The sequence below is a fragment of the Prevotella sp. DNF00663 genome (assembly GCF_001553265.1).
In the GTDB taxonomy this organism is placed as follows: domain Bacteria; phylum Bacteroidota; class Bacteroidia; order Bacteroidales; family Bacteroidaceae; genus Prevotella.
Map to the genome: position 1 here is coordinate 71,079 of NZ_KQ960659.1, position 21,842 is coordinate 92,920.

Sequence of the window (21,842 nt, forward strand, 5' to 3'; positions counted from 1 at the left end):
ATTTAAAACATCAGACATCTATGAGAAAAGTATTATTAGTTATAGTATTCATGCTATGCTCAATAGCAGGGTTTGCACAATACAATATAGGTACATTTTGATTTAAACCCAAAGTGGGTTTGAGCATAGCCAATGTAACAAACTCTGATGCTACCGGCCCTAGATATGGAATAGTAGCCGGTGGATAGTTTGAGTATCAAGCTACAGAAAGTATCAGTTTCAGTATTGGTGCTTTGTATTCGATGCAAGGAGCAGTCAGCATAATTAACCAAGGGAGAAATAGTGTTAACAGCACTTTGAAACTCGACTATATCAATATACCCATCTTAATGAATGTAACTTTTGTCCGTCACTTTTCTGTTAAAGCTGGTATACAACCGGGGTTGAGACTGAATAATGCAGTAGAAACAAGATTTGCAGGCGACACATACCCATATTCTGTTTATGGTGTCAGACTCTTTGATATTTCATTGCCTGTAGGTATAGCCTATGAGAACCGTAACATAATGCTTGATTTGATGATTAACGAAGGGTTAATCACAGTCCATCCCAACACAAGTGCCAAAAAGATAGCAGTCCAACTAAGCGTGGGGTATCGTCTGAAACTATAATTTGAGCGTACGTACACAGCCTCTCACAAATATTAATAAAATAATATAAAGTTTTATTTGAGTAAAAATCGTTAGGTCATTTGTAACTTTCATGCTTGTCACCCCCTCTTTGCTTTAGAGAGTTTAAAGAGATAATATATCTATAAATAACAAAAATTAGAAACAAGTATGAAAAAATCATTTTATCAGCAGCATTGATGTTGACTACAGTAGCAGCATTCGCACAACACGCAGTAGGTTCGTTGACAATCCAACCTAAGATTGGTATGAACATCGCTAACTTGACTAAGTCAGACGCCGATGCACGTATTGGCTTGGCAGCAGGTGCAGAACTCGAATATCAAGCTTCTGATATCGTCAGCGTAAGTGCCGGTGCGTTGTATTCAATGCAAGGAGCCAAGGTTCATAACTTGACGACTAAACTCGACTATATCAATGTTCCTATCTTGGCAAATGTATATGTTGCTAAAGGCTTAGCTGTAAAATTGGGTATCCAACCGGGCTTCAACGTGAACAGCCAATACAAGCTTAAAGTTGGAGATGAAAGTTCTACTAAAGACATTGACGTGAAAACAGTAGACTTCTCTATCCCTGTTGGTCTGTCATACGAATACAACAACTTCGTGGTTGATGCTCGTTACAACTGGGGATTGACCAAGATTTCAGACTTTTCTGACACCAAGAACAGCGTATTCCAAATTACATTGGGCTATAAATTCGGTTTGTAAAAATATCAATTATACTGATATAAGAGAGCTTCCGCATTAGTGGAAGCTCTTTTTATTTATATAATGGGCACTAACTATGGGCAGTCCATTATTGTTAAAAGATATAAATAAAGTAACGATATTTGTATAAAAATTTGTTACACAAGCTACTTTACACTATATTTGCGAATGTAACAACAATTAATTCTAAATTATAAACCTTATGAAAAAGACTCTATTAGTAGCTGCCATGATGCTATCTTCTGTAGCAATGTTTGCACAACATGCTGTCGGTTCAATCACTGTTCAACCAAAAGTAGGCTTGAATCTTGCCAATTTTACAAAATCTGAAGGTGATATCAGGGTAGGTTTGGCAGCTGGTGCTGAATTTGAATACCAAGTAACCGATATGGTTAGTATCAGTGCCGGAGCTCTTTATTCTATGCAAGGAGCAAAAGGAACAGAGGTAGTTAATGGAATTAATACCCCAGCCACAGCTAAATTAAATTATATCAATATCCCTATCATGGCCAATGTATATGTTGCTAAGGGATTCGCTGTAAAACTTGGAATCCAGCCGGCATTCAAAATAAGTAGTTCTTTAGAGGGTAAAGCTAACGGAATCAAAGCTTCTAAAGATATAGATGAAATTAAGTCGTTTGACTTTTCTGTTCCTGTAGGTGCCTCATACGAGTTCAACAACTTTGTAGTTGATGCTCGTTACAATTGGGGATTGACAGAAATTATCAAGGAAAGTTCAGCCAAGAACAGCGTATTCCAGATTACATTGGGTTATAAATTTGACCTCTAAAAACAGCAATTTTAATAATATAAAAGAGCTTTCGCATTAGCGAAAGCTCTTTTTGTTGGTATTATCAACTATATTTCTCATATTTTGTAGCTATCTTTGTAATTGATAAACCGTATATACTAAGGTCGCATGAAAATATATATTGTCGTTCCTTGCTACAATGAAGAGGCGGTATTGCCTTGGAGTATCAACCATTTGCAGACGCTCACCGAACGCCTCAAACAAGAAGAGGAAGTGGAAGCCCGACTCTTATTCGTCGATGATGGTAGTCGAGATGGTACATGGAAGCTCATCACAGACTATGCTCGGCAATATCAAAACGTATCGGGACTGAAGCTATCGCACAACGAAGGGCATCAAAATGCACTATGGGCAGGACTGGAACAGACCGTTGGAAAATGCGATGCAGCCGTTTCGATAGACGCAGACTTACAAGACGACGAGACAGCCATTATTGAAATGGCTCGCCAAGTAAAGACGGGGAAAGACATTGTGTACGGTGTTCGCAAGCGCAGAGACACAGATACGGCTTTCAAACGCGTCTCAGCACAGTTGTTTTATCGTTTGATGAAGCAGGTAGACAAGGAGATTGTGTTTAATCATGCCGACTTCCGCATGATGACATCACGTGCTATTGAGGCGCTCATGCAGTATTCCGAGCGCAACTTATTCCTTCGCGGTGTGGTGAGACAATTAGGCTTTAACGAGGGATTTGTGTATTATGACCGCACCGCCCGCGTAGCCGGAGAGTCGAAATATCCATTCCGTAAGATGCTGGCTTTCTCTATAGACGGCATCACTTCTTTCTCTGTTGCACCCTTAAAGTGGATTACTGTCATCGGATTAGCGATGATGCTAGTATCTGTGGTGGCAATTATATATGCTATTATCGAGCATATAGCCGGCAAAACGGTAGCCGGTTGGACCTCACTTTTGGCTTCATTATGGTTTATTGGCGGCATCGTGACTACCGGTATCGGCGTTACGGGCATCTATGTCGGTAAGATTTATACCGAAGTAAAGCGCCGCCCACGTTATTTTGTAGACGAGCGCATAAACCTATAGAAGTATATCGTATCTCTCACCTCAGCTATTCGACGTGCCGAATGCCAATCACTGACAAAGCGATAATCTTGATGTTTGCTCACAAAAGCATCTTTCTCAGAGGCTTTCAACATAACAATACCTCTCATCGGGCGGTCTAGTTCAAATTGTCGAATGCGGTCACCGGCATAGAAATCAGTTCCAAAGAAGTGGTGCATCGGGGTCTCAAGATATTGGTAAACAGGCTCTTTAGGATAACGATGATTGATAAATTCGGCCAAAGGACGCTCGCTTTTCACATTGAGTACAGTAGGAAGAATGACTCCATCAAGCAACATGAAAATCACAAAAACAATACTAAACATGTGTGCCACCATCAAATGGCGGGTGCTATAAGGTTGAGAATGGCGCACCGCCGTGTAGAAAGCGGGAATCCCTATAAGCACAGGAAGTGCGAGCAAGAGAATGTTTCCAAAATGCAGAGGGGCATTCTCCAGTGCACGAAGCATCAATATATTCTCATCGGCATGCTTCCCATGGAAAACAGTATCGGGTATAACGCCGGTTCTAATAGTGATGAAAGCAACCACAACAACAAACCCGATAACACTCAGTGTAGCCACAAAAGTATTCACAGTACGACGATGCTGTTGAACAAGACTGACGATATACTGAGCCAACAGTAGTGCCATGAACGGATAACAGGGTAGTAGATACACACTGCGCTTGCTTGATGGAATGCAATAGAAGAACAGGGTTAGTCCGAAAGCCAACCACGTGAACAATTGGAAAGAGTCACACGTACGAAGCTGGCGTAACCCGTTGACGATTCCTTGCGGACGTTTCCACTTAATAGAGAAAAGCGAAAAGACAGCCAATAATGTCCAAGGGGTCCACCCCACAAGCAGTGTCATGAAATTGTAAGTAAAGGGATGCTCGTGCGAAGAATAACTCATCGTACCGGTGAATCGACCGAAGTTCTCTTCCATCACCAAACTGATGAAGTTATCACCGGCCTGATGATAAGCGGCAATATACCACAATGAGGGAATGATGCAGGCTGCAATAGCCAGCAAAGTGAGCTTTCCAAACACCTTCCACCAACATACTCCACGAATCAACATGAACACGCCAATAACAAAACAAGGCAGGATGATACCCACAGGTCCTTTGGTCAAGGCTGCCCCACTCATGCTCAGAACGGCCCAAATGGGGAATCCACGCATACCACGTTCCCACCAACGGTAAAGCAACCAATAACTGCCGACCATGCAAAGCGTCAATACCATGTCGACACGACATGCCATTCCAGCCCTATGAACCTCGAAAGCCGAGAGTGTCAACATCGCTGTCATAAAGGCAATACTTGCATCTTTGCGGCGCGAATTGAACAGATAGCCACCTACAGTCATAGCGATGAGCGACAAAGCAGAAGGCAAACGGGCTGTAAACTCGCTGACATAGCCTTGCGGAAGCGAAAGGAGGGCGATAATCCAATGGAAAAATGGTGGCTTATAAGGGATATCACCACCATTGTTGATAGGCAATATCCAGTTGCCATCTTTCAACATGCTCAACGCCACCACGGCCTCGCGCGGTTCACCTTTAGAATAAAATTCGGTGAGACCAAGGAAAGGTAACGTAGTGACGAAGGCTACAAATAAGAGTGTCCACAACAATACGCTTCTATTCTCTGACATATCTTCAATGCTTATTTTGACTGCAAAAATAGCCATTTATGTCCACATTGCTGCATATAAACCTATAATTCGCAGCAAAACAGCGTCTTATTATTGAACCGCAGAAATCATCTCTATATCGTATATAGCATTGGGAGTGACGGTGAGCCTGACCGTCTGATACCCTTTTTCCTCAAAGACGAGCACGTCTCCCACGCGACTTTGCAAACGATAGACACCTTTCTTATCGGTCAACACCGTTGTCTTACCACCATTGGTCGACACCTTTACCTGTCTCATCGGGGTTGCTTGCACATCTCTTACCACTCCTACGATGCTAATAGATTTGCCTAAATCGGCCTTCTTGATTCCTTTCTGACTGTTGCTAACCGTTGCCGTAGTAAGATTGTTTTGCCCTACCGTGACGGTATCTGTAAGCAAAATATTGTCTGACGAACTGCCTATCATCACCGAGAAATCGCCCGGCTCTACCACTTTCTTGTATTCATTGTTGTATAAAGCCAACTCGCCTACAGGCACTTTGAATGTCAGTTGCTTCGTCTCTTTGGGGGCAATAGCCACCTTTTCAAAAGCATAGAGTTGCTTAACAGGCGTAGTTACCGAGCCAACTAGATCACGAATGTAGAGTTGCGGGACTTCCATACCGATGCGTGTGCCTTGATTGGTCACGTCGAAGGTGACGGTTAGCGTGTCTTTCTCTGCCAATTTACGACGCTGTACCTTCAGATTGGAATAGGCAAAGCGAGTATAGGAGCGCCCAAAACCAAAGCTATATTCGGCATAAGGGTCGGAGAAAACATAGTCACGTCCCGGTGTTTCGAGCGTACCTTTTCTATTATAGAAGCCCTTATCGGTAGGAAGATAGTTGTAATAGCAAGGCAGATGACCTACACTCTTGGGGAAAGAGATGGGCAAGCGTCCCGAAGGGTTCACCTTACCAAATAATACTTCGGCCAATGCAGTGCCACTTTGTTCGCCACCATACCACTGTACCAACAGCGCATTGCAACGCTTGTTGAAACTACCCGTAACGAGCGGACGACCTGTAACCAGCACAACGATGAACGGCTTACCCTGTTTAGCGATTTCATCTACGAGTTCCTGCTGTACACCGGGAAGCGTAAGATTGCTTAAATCGAAGCCCTCACCGCTTGTAGCAGGGTCGGAAGCGCGTGCCAAGAGTGCGCTCTGCGTACCCACACATACGATGGTTAAGTCGCTTTTCTGCACAGCCTTGACAGCTTCATCAAAGCCTTTTTTATCTTGAGACCATAGGTCGCATCCCTTGGCATAGTTCACTTGTACTTGCTTTCCCACCAATTTTCGGATGCCCTCAAACGGTGTTACACCATCTTTCTTTTGGTCGCTCCATGAGTAATCGCCAAATTGTACGTGGTCGGCATTAGGTCCTACCACCGCGATACTCGACAGTTTATCCGCCGACAATGGCAGACAATCATTTTTATTCTCCAACAATACGATGCTCTCACGAGCTGTATTGAGTGCCACCTCTATCGCTTCGGGCGTGTGTACATTCCTCTTTAGCCCCATCGTATCGGGCAACTCATCCTCGAAAAGTCCCGATGCAAACTTCGTATAGAGTATATGTCGCACAGCATCATCAATGTCTTTTTCGCTTATCTTACCTTGTCTGATAAGTTCCAATGCATACTGGTAGCAATCGCTACTAGCCTCTAAATCCAGTCCAGCAGTAATCGCTTTCTGTGCAGCCTCGGCATTGTTGCCCGCCACATGGTGGAAACATTCAAGCATAGAGACCGAACCCCAATCGGAATATACATATCCTTTAAAGTGCAGACTGTCACGTAAGAGCGATTTAAGGAAATAAGGTGACGAGGTTATAGGTTCTCCATCGTACGAACTATAGCAGTTCATCACGCTGAGCGGATGGCATTCGCGGATGACATATTCAAACGGTTTGGCGTATAATCCCAGCAATTCTCGACGCCCACCGCGTACAGAAGCGAGGTTCAGACCACCTTCCGGAGTGCCGTGAGCAACGAAATGTTTGAGCGTAGGAATCTGTTTATGGTCTTGAAGCCCATTGATGTAGGCAGCTCCCATCTTTGAAATGAGCAACGGATCTTCGCCATACGTCTCTTCCACGCGCCCCCACCTCGGTTCGCGGGCAATATCTAAGTCGGGTGCCAACGCTTGTTTGGCGCCAATGGCTTGCATCTCTTTGCCTACAAAATGACCGACTTTTCGTATCAGCTGCGGATTGAAAGTCGCACCAAGAGCTATGGATTGCGGAAAAATAGTACATCCATCTTGTACCACTCCGTGCAATCCTTCCATCACAGGAATAACAGGTATGCCGAGTCGAGTGTGATAACGCATGTGCTTCTGAATCTGGTACATGGCATTGAGATACTGCTCCGATGAATAAGGAAAAGCCTCCACGCATCCAAAACTCAGACCATCGGTCGATTTGATCAATTTATCTATGTCGACGCGTCCGTCCGAATTGTAGTGTTTAAAATGTATATGCCGCATTTGCGCCACTTTCTCTTCCAACGTCATCCTACCCAAAAGGTCTTCCACCCGCTGCTCTACAGGTGCCTGTGGATCCTTGTATAGTGGGATGGATGAATCGACTTTTTTGCTTTGTCCCTGTACATTAAGAGTCGTAGAAAACAACAACAGTATACCCATGACACCGTTCATCATGGTCGAAAGAGTTTTTTTACAAAGTTTGGAATGCTGCTTTTGCTTAGTATTGTCCATGGTTTTTATTATGTATATAAGGATTGACTGCAAACTTACGAAAATAAAATAAAATGACAAAATAAATTTATCGAAAAATGTATATACGCAAAGAGCGGATGTATCAAAATTGATACATCCGCTCTTGTATGATGGTCTAATTGCCTATGATGGGCTATGAACGATAATTATTTCTTGAATTCGGCGTAAATCTTAGCTGCTATTTCCTTGAATTCCTCTTCGTTCAACTGCAACTTCTCTTTGTGGAAATCCACATCGGCCTCGCTGTTAATTGGCATCAGATGGATATGTGCATGGGGCACTTCCAATCCCAATACCACCTGAGCAACCTTCTTACAAGGGAAAACTGTCTTGATAGCGGCAGCCACTTTCTTGGCAAATAGCTGGAAAGCAGCCAACTCTTCATCGTCCATATCGAAGATATAATCTACCTCACGACGCGGAATCACCAGTGTATGCCCTTTCACCAAGGGATTAATATCAAGGAAAGCGTAGAAGTTCTCGTCTTCCGCACACTTGTAGCTAGGAATCTCTCCGGCTGCAATCTTTGAAAAAATATCCATCGCGTGTCTGTTTATAAGTTGATAAAACTTTCGATTTAGTCTAGCGAAATATTGTCGATACGCAGTTTGATAGTGCCTCGTGGAATCTTAATTTCCACCTCATCGCCCACCTTCTTGTTCAGCAATCCCTGCGCAATCGGAGTCTTAATCGAAATCTTACCGGCTTTCAAGTCGGCTTCGCTTTCGCTCACGATGGTGTAAGTCATCTTGGTTTTAGTGGCTAGATTGGTCATCTCCACCTTCGACATAATCTGTACAGCATCAGTACTGAGGCGAGATACGTCTACGATCTTGGCCTCAGCCAAAGCCAGCTTGATTTTATTAATCTTATCTTCAAGATGAGCTTGTGCCTCTTTAGCGGCGTCGTACTCCGAATTTTCACTTAAATCGCCCTTGTCACGAGCCTCTGCAATAGCGGCCGATGCCTTAGGACGTTCTACAGCTTCTAGCTGTTTGAGCTGTGCTACGAGATTATCGTAGCCTTCTTGTGACATGTATGCCATATAAAATAAATTTTAAAAATTGTCTTAAAGTTTTTCCGAGATACAACAAAAACGACGAATTCCGACAGCCTTTGTGTTGTCGGAATCCTACTTTCCATTGTCTACTTCATGTCTATTCTGTTGGCAAAGATAGACATTATTTTGTTAACAACCAATTATTTCTCCCAAATTTACACTTTTAAAACTTTTGTCCATATTTGTTACCAAAGTCAAAGTGACACTCCCATAATCCTCCTCGGTCTAATCAGACTTCTCACTTCTCGTTCCAAACTCGCCTACTTACCAACTCAAAAGTTCTCCCTCTTCTTGAAAGAAGACTGAGGAGAAGTTAGTGCATGGGCGCAACAACAACGCTGCAATGCCTAGACAGCCTTGCTGACAAGCCCGAACAGCAACGTTGCCCCACCTCTGCAGTCCGCTGATAGTAAGAAGTAAAAAGTGAGAAATAAAAAGTTTAAAGAAGATAAAGATAGGCTCTACAAAACTAATACCTTGCCTTTTATTTTCCGGAAAATGTGATTTTTAGCCCCAAAACAGTCTGATTTTTGTGATTTTTACCTATATTTATATGCATAAAATGTGATTTTACGGTTAAAAACAGTTCATTTTTTGTGATTAATAACATCTAGAATGCTTAACAGAAAGATTGATACATACTTGGCAGAGTGGCGCAAACGGGAGCATCGTCTTCCTATTATCGTGAAAGGAGCACGCCAAATAGGCAAATCAACCTCTATTCGTTCATTTGCCACGGCAAACTATCGCAGTGTGATAGAAGTGAACTTCGTCTTGCAACCTCATTTCAAATCTATCTTTGAAAACGGTTACGAGGTAGACGAAATATTAAAACAACTCTCTCTACGCAATCCACAATTCCAATTCATAGTTGGTGAAACGCTTATTTTCTTCAACGAGATTCAGGCCTGTCCAAGCTGTGCGACTTGCTTAAAATCCTTTGCCATAGATGGGCGCTACGATGTTATCTGCTCCGGTTCACTTATGGGCATCAGCTACAAAGAGATTGAATCAGTGAGCGTAGGTTACAAAGAAGACTACGATATGTACTCCATGGACTTCGAAGAATTCCTGTGGGCTCGCGGCTATAATGCACAGATTATCGACGACATGTATACACACATGTCGACCTTAACGCCATTTAGTGAGGGGGAAATGCATATCTTCATGTCTCTATTCCACGAATATATGATTCTTGGAGGTATGCCGGCCGTCGTCAACAAATTTATAGAAAAAGGAAATTTTAGCGGGTCACTAAATCTACAACGACAGCTCCTAAGAGACTACGAAGAAGATATAACCAAGTACGCAGAGGGTTTGGACAAAGGAAAAATAAAGCAAGTATACAGCCATATACCCGTTTTCCTAGCTAAAGACTATAAAAAATTCCAAATATCAAAGATTGCCAAAGGGGCACGTAACAGGGAATATGTAGGTACCATTGACTGGCTTGCAGATGCAGGAATCATCAATATATGTTATCTGCTTGAAAATACCGAACTGCCACTAAAAGGAAATTATTCGCCTAATTGTTATAAACTATACTTCCATGACACCGGTCTACTCGTTGCATCATTGGATGATGAGGCACAAGACGACTTGCGCCTAAACCAAAATTTCGGAACTTACAAGGGAGCACTCTACGAGAATATCGTTGGTGAAATGCTTGTCAAACAAGGGTACCAACTCTATTTTTATCGCAATGATAAAAGCTCTATTGAAATGGATTTCTTTGTTCGGGACACAAAATCGCTCATCCCTGTCGAAGTAAAAGCTAATGATAATTCCACACCATCACTCAATAAGCTCATAGAGGGTGCACACTATCCGGATATTCACTACGGAATCAAACTAGGAAACAAGAACATTGGATTTAACGGAAAGTTCTATACATTTCCTTATTTCCTCACTTTCTTGCTGAAAAAGTATCTCCGAGACCAACATTCATACGAAAATAAATAATACATATTAACCAACACGATAATAAAACAAAGGCTTCGTTTGTCGTTTTCCTCTTTATTTCGTATTTTTGCAACGATATGCTTATCTTTAAATATCTCAATACATTAGGTAAATACCTACTGCTTATGGGGCGCACATTCAGCCGTCCCGAACGCATGCGCATGTTCTTCAAACAATACGTGAAGGAGATGTCGCAATTGGGTATCGACTCCATTGGCATCGTTTTGCTCATCTCTTTCTTCATCGGAGCAGTGATTTGCATTCAGATGAAAGTGAATATCCAAAGTCCATGGATGCCTCGATGGGTAACGGGATATACTACTCGCGAGATTATGTTGCTGGAGTTTTCCAGTTCTATCATGTGTCTGATATTGGCCGGAAAGGTGGGGTCGAACATCGCTTCCGAATTGGGAACAATGCGAGTGACGCAACAAATCGATGCACTTGACATCATGGGCGTAAACTCGGCAAGCTATCTCATCCTGCCAAAGATATTAGGGCTGATGACCATCATGCCGTTTCTTGTCATTTTCAGTTCGTTCATGGGTATCATAGGTTCATACGCCACGGCTTATATAGGGCACATGTTGTCGCCCGATGACTTGACATTGGGCCTGCAACATGCATTTAAATCATGGTTCGTATGGATGAGTATTATCAAGAGTACATTCTTCGCCTTCGTCATAGCTAGCGTGTCTTCGTACTTCGGATACACCGTCGAAGGCGGTTCTGTTGAAGTAGGAAAATCGAGTACCGATGCTGTTGTGAGCAGCAGTGTGCTGATATTGTTCTCGGATGTGTTCCTCACTCAACTCTTATCTTAATTTCCGCATACAATGATAGAAGTAAAACATCTCACTAAATCGTTCGAAGACAAGACCGTACTCAAAGACATCAATGTGGTGTTTGAGGACAGTAAGACCAATCTTATCATCGGACAAAGCGGTAGCGGAAAGACAGTTTTGATGAAAAATCTCGTGGGATTGCTCGAACCAACAGCTGGTCAAGTGCTCTACGATGGACGCGACTTCGTGACAATGTCAAAGCGTGAGCGCGTCATGATGCGTCGAGAGATGGGCATGATATTCCAAAGTGCAGCCCTATTCGACTCGCTGAACGTATTGGAAAACGTGATGTTCCCACTGGATATGTTCTCTACCATGACACTGAGAGAACGACAGAAGCGGGCACAAGACTGCTTGGCACGCGTAAACTTGCTGGATGCGCAGAACAAATTCCCCGGAGAAATATCCGGAGGTATGCAAAAACGTGTGGCCATAGCACGTGCCATCGTGCTGAATCCCAAGTACCTGTTCTGCGACGAACCTAACTCCGGACTCGATCCGAAGACCTCGCTTGTCATTGACGAACTGCTTTCGGGCATCACCAAGGAGTTTGGTATTACTACCATCATCAATACCCACGACATGAACTCAGTCATGGGCATCGGTGAGAATATTCTCTTTATCTATCAAGGGCACAAAGAATGGCAGGGTAGCAAAGACGAGGTGATGAACTCGACGAACGAGAAACTCAATGCATTGGTGTTTGCTTCCGACCTCTTCCGTAAAGTAAAGGCCGCTAATACTACAGGATAATAAAACAAAAAATGGTATCCGCTTGGCGGATACCATCCCTAATAAAAATTTCAAATATTACTTTTTCTTCTTGACTTTAGGCATAGGCAATTCAGCACAAGTTACTTTTACCAAAGCCGAGATAAAAATCCCTATCGTCCACATCCGATATAAGGAAGTAGTCTTTCGCCCCATCATAGGGTGACGCCAATACGGGAGTTCCAAGCAAAGTTGCTCCCGCTTGAGTCGGGTTCACAAAGAACCGATCGTCACAAATAAGGCCGAAAATTTTCCCATCGCAATAGATTCCGTAATCACCAAACATCTTTCTGAAGGTAATTACGCCTGCTCCAACAGCTTGGTCGGCCACATACTGTACATAATCTAATTGACTGGCCATATCTTTATCTTAAATACCACACGCCCTTATGCTGCACCATAGGCACCACTATCTGCTCGTTGGTGCTGTCACCATAGACTATTTGCATCATCACTTGAGCTACATGCTTAGCCGTATCGGCCTTACCACTGACAATACGAATATCCTTAATACCACGATGTTCGTCATTTTGCTGTCCGATAAACATGGCCGCGTTGTCGGCCAATTGCTTCTGATAACTTGCAGGAAGACTATCTGGGCGATACGTTCCGGCCACAAAAGCATCGTAATCACCATGCAATAGATAGTCGTAATAGAGCTTAGCAGCACGCGCAGCCAACTCTCCTTGGTCGTCTTGCTTGCCACCACAGGCTGCAAAACTGAGCAATATACAGGTCAATAGCAATACAGGAAGTCTCTTCATCGCACTTATTTCTGACGAATAAAGATATTGATAGGACAACCGTGCATGCTCCAATTCTCGCGTATCTTATTCTCCAAGAAGCGACGGTAGTTCTCTTTGACGTACTGAGGCAGATTGGCATAGAATACAAACGATGGTATCTGCGTGTTCGGAATCTGCATACAATACTTGATTTTGATATACTTTCCCTTGATAGATGGAGGTGGAGTAGCCTCGATAATAGGCAACATCACCTCGTTCAACTTGGATGTCCCCACCTTCGAAGTACGATTCAAATAGACTTGTTTAGCCGTTTCCAGCACCTTAAAAATGCGCTGTTTGGTAAGCGCTGAAGCAAAGATGATGGGGAAATCAACGAATGGAGCCATACGTTCGCGTATCGCATTCTCGAAAGTTTTGATGGCTATTTGCGATTTATCCTCCACTAAATCCCACTTGTTTACTACTACCACGAGCGATTTATTGTTCTTCTGAACCAACTGGAAGATGTTCATATCCTGCGCTTCAATACCACGTAGCGCATCAACCATCAATATACAAACATCGCTATTCTCTATGGCACGGATGCTACGCATAACGGAATAGAACTCCAGATCTTCCGAAACCTTGTTCTTACGACGGATTCCGGCTGTGTCAACAAGATAGAAGTCGAAACCGAACTTATCGTAACGAGTATAGATACTGTCTCGTGTGGTGCCTGCAATCTCTGTAACGATATTGCGATCCTCGCCTATAAAAGCATTAATCAAACTGCTTTTACCGGCATTCGGACGACCAACGACAGCGAAACGAGGAATATCTTCTTCCAATACTTCATCTACCTTCTTCTCTAGTTTCGCCAAAAGCAGGTCGAGTAAGTCACCAGTCCCGCCACCGGTAGCAGCGCTGATACATTGTGGATCGCCCAGTCCGAGACTATAAAAGTCGGCAGCTTGATAATATTCTGCACTGTTATCAACCTTGTTAGCTACCAAGATAACAGGCAATTTAGCTCGACGTAAAATCTGAGCCACGTCTTGATCCCAGTCGGTTACACCCGTAGTTACGTCGACAAGGAACAACACCAAGTCGGCCTCTTCGGTGGCAATGAGTACTTGTTTGCGGATAGCGTCCTCGAAAATATCATCCGAATTTACGACCCAACCACCGGTATCAACCACCGAGAATTCGTTTCCGTTCCACGAACACTTGCCGTATTGACGGTCACGGGTGGTGCCTGCGGTATCACTAACAATCGCCCTACGCGACTGTGTCAATCTATTGAAAAGCGTAGACTTGCCCACATTCGGACGTCCTACAATTGCTACTAAATTTGCCATATATTAATAATAAATCATGAATTATATCACCCTCTCTCTTTGGGGAGGGACGGAGAGGAGCTAATGGGTCTCCTATTCCGGGTTATATCCGAAACTTTCCAACTCTTTCTTGGAACTGCGCCAGTCTTTATCAACCTTAACGAAGGTCTCCAGAAATATCTTTTTGCCGAAGAACTTTTCCAAAGTCTTGCGCGATTCCATGTTCATCTTCTTCAATGCGACACCCTGATGGCCGATGATAATACCTTTTTGTGAATCGCGCTCAACGTAGATGACCGCCCCGATATTGATTTGTTTCTCTTCTTCCTTGAAACTTTCCACACGCACTTCCACACTGTAAGGAATCTCCTTGTCGTAGTATAGCAGTATCTTCTCGCGTATTATCTCCGAGACAAAGAATCTCGCGGGCTTGTCGGTCAACTGTTCTTTATCGAAATAAGGGGGAGAATCGGGTAACAATTCTTTAATGCGCTTCAACAATACATCCACACCAAACTTGTTCTTAGCCGATATTGGTAATATCTCGGCATTGGGTAATAAGCGATGCCAATGCTCTACGATGTCGCCTAATGAGTTTTGATTGCTCTCATCTATCTTGTTAATGAGCAGCAATACCGGAATTGTCATCTTGCTAACCTTTTCCAGAAACTCCATATTCTTTTCCGGATTCTCTATCACATCGGTCACGTAAAGCAGGATATCTGCATCGGTCAAGGCCGATTCAGAGAACGCTAACATATACTCCTGCATCTTATAATTCGGCTTCAGAACACCCGGTGTATCGGAGAAAACAATCTGCATATCATCGGTATTCACAATACCCATAATACGATGACGCGTGGTTTGAGCCTTAAAGGTGGCGATGCTGATGCGCTCACCCACCAATTGGTTCATCAAAGTACTTTTCCCTACGTTTGGGTTGCCGACGATATTAACAAATCCGGCTTTATGCATTTCTACCTCCTTTTAGGACAAAAAGACGCATCCTTAACTAATATAAAGATGCGTCTCTCCGTATTCTATTTATTATAAAAATCTTCTACCCTCGCAACGGAGAGTCAAATCTAAGCTGTCTATGAGTCGTAAGCCCAGCGATAATAGCTGGCTCCGTTCACAAATCCGGCTCCAAAAGCTGTGAAGATGATGTTATCGCCCTTCTTCAACTGCTTCTCGAAGTCCCACAATACCAAAGGCATGCAAGCGGCACTGGTGTTACCATAGCGCTGGATGTTGACAAGTACCTTGTCCATGGGACATTCGATGCGCTTTGCAACCGCCTCGATGATACGCAGATTAGCCTGATGAGGAACGATATAACTAACATCCTCACGAGTCAATCCATTACGTTTCAGCAATTCCATGCAGTCATCGCCCATAGCCGTTACAGCATACCGGAACACCATACGCCCCTCTTGATAAGTGGCATGTAGGCGATGGTCTACTGTGAAATGAGACGAAGGGCATACCGAACCACCGGCTTTGACGTGCAGGAATGGTAGACCTTTACCGTCTGTACGATGATAAGAATCTATCAAACCAACATTATCTTCCGTCGTACCTTCGACCATTACGGCACCCGCACCATCACCAAACAGCGCACAAGTGCTACGGTCTTGATAGTCGGTTATTGCCGACATCTTGTCTGCTCCAATCACAATGATACGCTTATGGCGTCCACTCTGAATCATATTGCAGGCTACGTCGAAAGCATACATAAATCCGCAACAAGCAGCAGAGAAATCGAATGCGAATGCATTCTTCAATCCCAACTTGCCCAATACGATAGATGCTGTAGACGGATGGATATAATCTGGCGTGGTCGTAGCCACGATTACCGCATCAATAGTATCCAATTCTACACCTGTCTTCTGTATCAAAAGTTTAGCAGCTTTACGCGCCATATAGCTCGTACCAAGCCCCTCTTCTGTCAGAATGCGGCGTTCCTTAATACCCGTGCGTGCCGTTATCCACTCGTCGTTGGTATCCACCATCCTAGAGAGCTCTTCATTATTGAGCACGTAGTCAGGTACATATCCCGCAACACCTGTGATAATGGCATTAATTTTCTCCATTATTCAGCTACTTCCTTTACAACTGCCAACTTACCTCTATAATATCCACAAGTAGGACATACTATGTGATATACGTGGTAACTGCCACAGTTAGGGCATACAGCCAATGTGGGGGCTACTGCCTTATCGTGCGTTCTTCTCTTGAGTGTACGAGTCTTCGATTGTCTTCTTTTAGGATGTGCCATTTTTATTTATTCTTTAATTGTTGTTTTTATTTTCTCTAATCCGGCCCAACGAGGATCCATATTGTCTTCAGCATTATCCCCATGAGCACCTTCCGTAGCCGAGTGTGCTTTCAGCAGTTGCAACATTGCAGGGTCACATTCCCCCGACTCATGCGCATGCTTGAACGGAATGGCGAGTTCCACAAACTCATATATGAACCATGACACGTCGACTACACCCTCATTCCCAGGCACCGTCACTAGGTCATCGTCCTCTATATAATCCTCACCAAACTTCACGACCAACTTGTTCCGGGTATCAATGGACTGCGCCATATCCTCCAAACAGAGGTCGCATGGTACTTGTATGGTACCGACAGTGTGGAAGTCGAGTTCAAAGAAGTCCCCCACTCTATGAATGGAAAGGTCTGTACGCAACTCGCCTCGCTGCACTTCGGGAGCGTCTATCGTCTCAAAGTAACTATCGTCAAGATGAAAGACGAGCTTGGTATCGCCCTCTTCCAGCCCCTTTAAGTCTATCTTAAATGGTTCTAAACTACCCATACGGGCTGCAAAGTTACGAATAAATTCTGATATACAAATAATTAAATGAGAAAAACTAAATGTACAAAACATCCAAAATGTGCATTTCTCATCTCTTTTATATAATATAAGGAGACAAAAGAACAGAAAGCCGGAAAGAGCTATTTACTACAACCTCATCTCGCAACGACCACCAAATGAAGTCTTTCTACTTCATCCATTAGAGTAGATTAAGATGAGGTAATACGATTCTAAACGTCGTTCCCACTCCCACTTCCGATGCTTTCACGCTGATACGCCCTTTGTGATACTCCTCAATGATGCGACGAGCGAGCGACAATCCCAGTCCCCAACCGCGCTTCTTCGTCGTAAATCCGGGACGGAACACATTATGCACATCACGCTTCCGAATTCCTTTTCCCGTATCCGTTACATCGAGTATCACGCTATTCTCGTCCTCTTCCACATGCAAAACGATGCTTCCACGCTCGCCAACCATCGCATCCACGGCATTCTTACACAGGTTTTCCAGCACCCATTCAAACAGCGGACCATTCATCATTACCTGTACATCATGGTCGGGCAGTTCCATCGTTATCCTCACCTTATTGGATGTTCGGCGATCCATATAGTCTACCACATGACTCAATACCTCCGCCATATTCGTCGGCACGAGTTCCGGAAGCGACCCGATCTTAGAAAACCTATCGGCTATTAGTTCCAGTCTCTTCACATCCTTATCCATCTCCGGAATCAAATCATCCTGTGGATAAGTCTCTTTCAGCATCTCTGTCCAAGCCATCAAACTACTGATGGGCGTACCCAACTGGTGTGCGGTCTCCTTCGAGAGTCCCACCCACACCTTGTCTTGTTCAGCTCGTTTCGAGGTCAACAAGGCGAAAATAGCCACCACGACAAACAACATCACCACGCCCAATTGCACATATGGATAACGCTGTAATCGTTTGAGCATCAGCGATTCACCATAACAGATATCCACGTAATCACTTTTTACAGAGTCGTTCAACTGAATACGAATGCATCGGCCGGCAGCTTTCAGTTGTCTGCCAAGCACCTTAGCCTGCTCCAAACTATCCGCATACGCCCCCTTTCGCATCTCCACGTTGCGGAAAAGTTGCGCCTCTCCCCTGTTATCCATCACGACCACCGGTATCGTATTGTTCCCGTTCATCACTTTCAACACCAATCCCAAGTCCGTATTCTGGTCAGCTCGGTTCAACGCCGACATAGCTTCCGCCCACACTTCCATCTTCTGTCGCTCCTCCATAGACAGGTCACACGTCAAGATATGCGACACGACAAGCGACACTATCGCAATCACGATAGCCCCACTAACCAACAGTAGCTTCACTTGCCTAATTCTATCTGTCCACAGCATATACTATCTAACGCAGTACTTCGTGAAATATTATATCTCATCAAGCTACAACCCACACCCCCATTTCCTTACTTCTCACTCCCAACTCGTCTACTTATCAACTTAAAACCTTGTTTACTGGTTAACTTATTAACTTGTCTACTAAAACGATTGGGTTGGGGTGGGGCTCCTGCAACGGCCCCTCAGCATCGCTGTATCGCCCTTTCAACAAAACTGCCACGCCCCCACAGCAATGCTGCGAGGGCGTGGCAGTAAATCAAGGAAAACACAATACGATTCCTACATATTAGCTATACACCTCTCCAAACTATCTACCCAATAAGGAATCTTGATTCCAAACGTATCCTTTATCTTCGTTTTATCAAGCACACTGTAAGCCGGACGCTTCACAGGCGAGGGGAACTCATCACTATGACATGGCTGAATATCACAATCAGTATTCCCTACCAACTCCGCAATCTTGATAGTGAAATCATACCACGAGCACACACCCTCATTAGAAAAATGATAAATTCCCGTATTCCCTTCGTACTTACGACTCTCTACAATGTCAAAGATGACATTCGCCAAATCGCCTGCATAGGTCGGCGTACCGCACTGATCGAATACAACTTTCAATTGAGGCTTCGTAGCCGTGAGTTGAATCATCGTCTTCACGAAGTTCTTACCAAATTCACTATAAAGCCACGCTGTACGCAGAATGATATGCTTCACCCCGGTAGATGCAATCAATTGCTCACCTAGCAACTTTGTTCGGCCATACACACCAGTGGGAGTTCCTTTCTGATTTTCCTTGCAAGGCGTGTTATAAGGGTCGCCCCCAAACACATAATCAGTACTGATGTGCACAAGCAACCCATCTACTTCTTTCATCACCATTGCCAGATTTTCCGGTGCTTTGGCGTTCAACTTCTCTACCAACTCATACTTTTCCAGTGCCTCCGCCCCATCTACATTGGTCCATGCAGCACAATTAATGATACACTTCACGTCATACTCACGTACCATCCGCCTTATATCATCCAAAGAAGTAATGTCCAAATGCATATATCCATCGCACACGTCGGTAAATATATACTTATCATGCTCACTCTCCTTGGCGACTATCTGTATCTCATTCCCCAGCTGCCCGTTGGCACCCGTTACCAATATATTCATATCACTTCTTAAATTCAAAAGGTGAAACCATATCTTTCAAGCGTGGATACTTCGTATCCTTAGCATTCAACTTAATACCTTCTGCCCTTGATTGCATTTATCATTACTCGATTAATAATCTTTTGTGTCCCAAATTAGCGCATAAATTTCGCTGTAAAAAACTGTGGAATCTTCCACTTCATTTTCATAATTTTGGTAGGTGCGCAGAGTCAAATTGCTCCATGATTGAAAATAATCCCCCAAAAGAAGTGAGTCTCTCAGATTTAATTTGTATCTTCGCCATGTCTATCGTCGGATTCTCTTGTTTTTTTGCAACACTAAGAATAAGTAAAAATTCTGACATGGCAAAATCCTGAGCCGCTCGGCTCTGCCGCTTGACTTGTTCAAGAACTTTTTGTTGCTCAGGTACTTAAAAAGTTTAATTTATAATAGTGTTGCGGAATTAAGGATTTCCTAAAATTTGAGGAATCATATAAGTCCAAATTATTTTCCTAATCCCTACGGAAAATATCTCTAGTATATACTTTCTCCTTCACATCATCAAGTGACGGATCATAACGATTTGCAATGATGGATTGGGATTCTGATTTAAAAACAGACAGGTCGTTTACTATTCTGCTGCCAAAGAAAGTGCTACCATCTTCTAGCGTTGGCTCGTAGATAATAATTTCTGCCCCCTTAGCTTTGATACGCTTCATGACTCCCTGAATGCTCGACTGGCGGAAGTTGTCGCTATTGCTCTTCATTGTTAAGCGATAAACCCCAATAACACAACGCTTTTCTTCCTTGACGTCAAAATCGCCCCGATTATAATAATCGTAATAACCAGCCATTCGGAGAACACGGTCAGCTATAAAATCTTTACGCGTGCGATTACTTTCGACAATGGCACCTATCAGATTCTCGGGTACGTCTTGATAATTAGCAAGCAGTTGCTTGGTATCTTTGGGTAAACAATATCCACCATAGCCGAACGAGGGGTTATTATAGAAACTGCCAATACGGGGGTCAAGGCCTACACCATCAATAATAGATTGGGTGTTGAGTCCTTTCATCTCAGCATAAGTATCGAGCTCGTTGAAGTAGCTTACTCTTAATGCAAGATAGGTATTAGCAAAGAGCTTCACTGCTTCTGCTTCTGTTAACCCCATAAAGAGCGTATCTATATCCTCTTTAATAGCACCCTCTTGTAACAGAGCAGCAAAAGTATGGGCTGCTTGGTCTAAACGAATATCGTCTTCTGGCCGTCCGATAATAATTCGACTAGGATAGAGATTATCATAAAGAGCCTTACTCTCGCGCAAGAATTCAGGTGCAAAGAGGATATTCTCACTGTGGTATTTTTCTCTTACACTAGCAGTATAGCCTACCGGAATGGTAGACTTAATAATCATAATGGCATTGGGATTTACTTGTAAAACAAGCTCTATAACCTCTTCTACATGCCGGGTATCAAAGTAATTCTTCACCGGATCGTAGTTAGTAGGAGTAGCTATCACTACAAAATCGGCATCTTGATAGGCCGCTGCTCCATCCAAAGTAGCTTTTAAGTCTAGAGGTTTCTCTGCTAGATAGCGTTCTATATATTCATCTTGAATAGGAGAACGACGGGCATTAATTTTATCAACCTTCCCTGGTACAACATCCACAGCCGTAACCTGATGGTGCTGACTCAACAATGTAGCAATACTCAAGCCCACGTACCCGGTACCTGCAACTGCAATTTTCATATTATAAAACAAATAATTATATTGGCTTTCCCAAATAGACTGTACTGAATTCTAAATATAACAACTCTACTCATCAATGCCGGCAGATACTCCACTTCCTCCATTAATCAAATATGACTAATGTGCAGAGGAAGCATCTACACAAACATCTCCACCTAAGAGTTAGAAACTCGCAGAGTCGCATTCTGTACATGCTCGTAATATAGGGACAACATCAGATAAATAATACATTTCTTTATAGCTCCCTATCATTTACTTATGCAATCTTTGCAAAGTTAGCTAAAAAGCTAATACGTTGCAATAATATTCCATATAAAAGCTCAAAAAAGTTACATCTGTAGAGTCAAGTGGTATCAACCAGCAAGTACAAAAGTACATCAGCCGTCTGAGTGTACATAGTTCTCACTTAGAGA

At 43.4% G+C, this 21,842-nt stretch carries 20 protein-coding genes and 1 pseudogene; 7 read left to right on the top strand and 14 right to left on the bottom strand.

Annotated elements, in window-relative coordinates:
* Nucleotides 1–200: 200 nt before the first annotated feature.
* From HMPREF3034_RS10535 to HMPREF3034_RS10550, 4 genes and pseudogenes are all read left to right on the top strand, one after another.
* Nucleotides 201–611, top strand: a pseudogene (locus HMPREF3034_RS10535) (outer membrane beta-barrel protein); the annotation flags it as partial.
* Nucleotides 612–808: 197 nt separating this feature from the next.
* On the top strand, nt 809–1,339 hold the full coding sequence (locus tag HMPREF3034_RS10540; protein WP_036899471.1) for a porin family protein: 531 nt from the start codon (nt 809–811) through the stop codon (nt 1,337–1,339).
* Between the two features lie 202 nt (nt 1,340–1,541).
* Nucleotides 1,542–2,129 (top strand): porin family protein, encoded by a 588-nt coding sequence (locus HMPREF3034_RS10545; protein ID WP_036899474.1) that lies wholly within the window; start codon nt 1,542–1,544, stop codon nt 2,127–2,129.
* 129 nt (nt 2,130–2,258) lie between these two features.
* Nucleotides 2,259–3,194, top strand: a complete 936-nt coding sequence (locus HMPREF3034_RS10550) for a glycosyltransferase family 2 protein (RefSeq protein ID WP_062435425.1) — start codon at nt 2,259–2,261, stop codon at nt 3,192–3,194.
* Here the strand turns inward: HMPREF3034_RS10550 and HMPREF3034_RS10555 are convergent.
* From HMPREF3034_RS10555 to greA, 4 genes are all read right to left on the bottom strand, one after another.
* Nucleotides 3,164–4,873: an ArnT family glycosyltransferase gene (locus tag HMPREF3034_RS10555; RefSeq protein ID WP_062435457.1), complete on the bottom strand. Its 1,710-nt coding sequence runs from the start codon at nt 4,871–4,873 to the stop codon at nt 3,164–3,166. The two genes, HMPREF3034_RS10550 and HMPREF3034_RS10555, sit on opposite strands and share 31 nt — an antisense overlap.
* A gap of 90 nt (nt 4,874–4,963) precedes the next feature.
* Nucleotides 4,964–7,621 carry a glycoside hydrolase family 3 N-terminal domain-containing protein gene (locus tag HMPREF3034_RS10560; protein WP_062435428.1) on the bottom strand — a complete coding sequence of 886 codons (2,658 nt, stop codon included), beginning with the start codon at nt 7,619–7,621 and terminating at the stop codon, nt 4,964–4,966.
* 167 nt (nt 7,622–7,788) lie between these two features.
* Nucleotides 7,789–8,184 carry an HIT family protein gene (locus tag HMPREF3034_RS10565; RefSeq protein WP_036899482.1) on the bottom strand — a complete coding sequence of 132 codons (396 nt, stop codon included), beginning with the start codon at nt 8,182–8,184 and terminating at the stop codon, nt 7,789–7,791.
* Between the two features lie 35 nt (nt 8,185–8,219).
* A complete protein-coding gene (gene greA / locus HMPREF3034_RS10570; protein WP_036899485.1) occupies nt 8,220–8,687 on the bottom strand; it encodes a transcription elongation factor GreA in 468 nt (155 codons plus the stop codon).
* Nucleotides 8,688–9,317: 630 nt separating this feature from the next.
* On the opposite strand from greA, the gene HMPREF3034_RS10575 reads away from it, so the two are divergent.
* From HMPREF3034_RS10575 to HMPREF3034_RS10585, 3 genes are all read left to right on the top strand, one after another.
* Nucleotides 9,318–10,664: an ATP-binding protein gene (locus HMPREF3034_RS10575; protein ID WP_062435430.1), complete on the top strand. Its 1,347-nt coding sequence runs from the start codon at nt 9,318–9,320 to the stop codon at nt 10,662–10,664.
* A gap of 77 nt (nt 10,665–10,741) precedes the next feature.
* Nucleotides 10,742–11,488, top strand: a complete 747-nt coding sequence (locus HMPREF3034_RS10580) for an MlaE family ABC transporter permease (protein WP_062435433.1) — start codon at nt 10,742–10,744, stop codon at nt 11,486–11,488.
* A 12-nt stretch (nt 11,489–11,500) separates the two neighbouring features.
* Nucleotides 11,501–12,262, top strand: a complete 762-nt coding sequence (locus HMPREF3034_RS10585; RefSeq protein WP_036899497.1) for an ABC transporter ATP-binding protein — start codon at nt 11,501–11,503, stop codon at nt 12,260–12,262.
* Between the two features lie 91 nt (nt 12,263–12,353).
* On the opposite strand, the gene HMPREF3034_RS10590 is transcribed toward HMPREF3034_RS10585, so the two are convergent.
* The 10 genes from HMPREF3034_RS10590 to HMPREF3034_RS10630 all read right to left on the bottom strand — a co-directional run bounded on the left by HMPREF3034_RS10590 (nt 12,354) and on the right by HMPREF3034_RS10630 (nt 21,429).
* Entirely contained in the window at nt 12,354–12,641 is a 288-nt protein-coding gene (locus HMPREF3034_RS10590) for a TfoX/Sxy family protein (RefSeq protein ID WP_369796378.1), read from the bottom strand.
* Nucleotides 12,642–12,645: 4 nt separating this feature from the next.
* Entirely contained in the window at nt 12,646–13,044 is a 399-nt protein-coding gene (locus tag HMPREF3034_RS10595) for a hypothetical protein (RefSeq protein WP_036899498.1), read from the bottom strand.
* 5 nt (nt 13,045–13,049) lie between these two features.
* Nucleotides 13,050–14,363 carry a ribosome biogenesis GTPase Der gene (der, locus tag HMPREF3034_RS10600; RefSeq protein ID WP_036899502.1) on the bottom strand — a complete coding sequence of 438 codons (1,314 nt, stop codon included), beginning with the start codon at nt 14,361–14,363 and terminating at the stop codon, nt 13,050–13,052.
* A 72-nt stretch (nt 14,364–14,435) separates the two neighbouring features.
* Nucleotides 14,436–15,317: a GTPase Era gene (era, locus tag HMPREF3034_RS10605; RefSeq protein ID WP_036899505.1), complete on the bottom strand. Its 882-nt coding sequence runs from the start codon at nt 15,315–15,317 to the stop codon at nt 14,436–14,438.
* A gap of 119 nt (nt 15,318–15,436) precedes the next feature.
* A complete protein-coding gene (locus tag HMPREF3034_RS10610; protein WP_036899508.1) occupies nt 15,437–16,435 on the bottom strand; it encodes a beta-ketoacyl-ACP synthase III in 999 nt (332 codons plus the stop codon).
* On the bottom strand, nt 16,435–16,620 hold the full coding sequence (gene rpmF / locus HMPREF3034_RS12390; protein WP_082721770.1) for a 50S ribosomal protein L32: 186 nt from the start codon (nt 16,618–16,620) through the stop codon (nt 16,435–16,437). The genes HMPREF3034_RS10610 and rpmF overlap by 1 nt, the downstream gene beginning before the upstream one ends.
* 6 nt (nt 16,621–16,626) lie before the next feature.
* Complete coding sequence (locus HMPREF3034_RS10615; RefSeq protein WP_062435437.1) at nt 16,627–17,163, bottom strand: YceD family protein; 537 nt, start codon at nt 17,161–17,163, stop codon at nt 16,627–16,629.
* A 199-nt stretch (nt 17,164–17,362) separates the two neighbouring features.
* Complete coding sequence (locus HMPREF3034_RS10620; protein ID WP_062435440.1) at nt 17,363–18,541, bottom strand: sensor histidine kinase; 1,179 nt, start codon at nt 18,539–18,541, stop codon at nt 17,363–17,365.
* 279 nt (nt 18,542–18,820) lie between these two features.
* Nucleotides 18,821–19,699 carry a dTDP-4-dehydrorhamnose reductase gene (gene rfbD / locus HMPREF3034_RS10625; RefSeq protein ID WP_062435442.1) on the bottom strand — a complete coding sequence of 293 codons (879 nt, stop codon included), beginning with the start codon at nt 19,697–19,699 and terminating at the stop codon, nt 18,821–18,823.
* A 491-nt stretch (nt 19,700–20,190) separates the two neighbouring features.
* A complete protein-coding gene (locus HMPREF3034_RS10630) occupies nt 20,191–21,429 on the bottom strand; it encodes a nucleotide sugar dehydrogenase (protein WP_062435445.1) in 1,239 nt (412 codons plus the stop codon).
* Between the last annotated feature and the right edge of the window lie 413 nt (nt 21,430–21,842).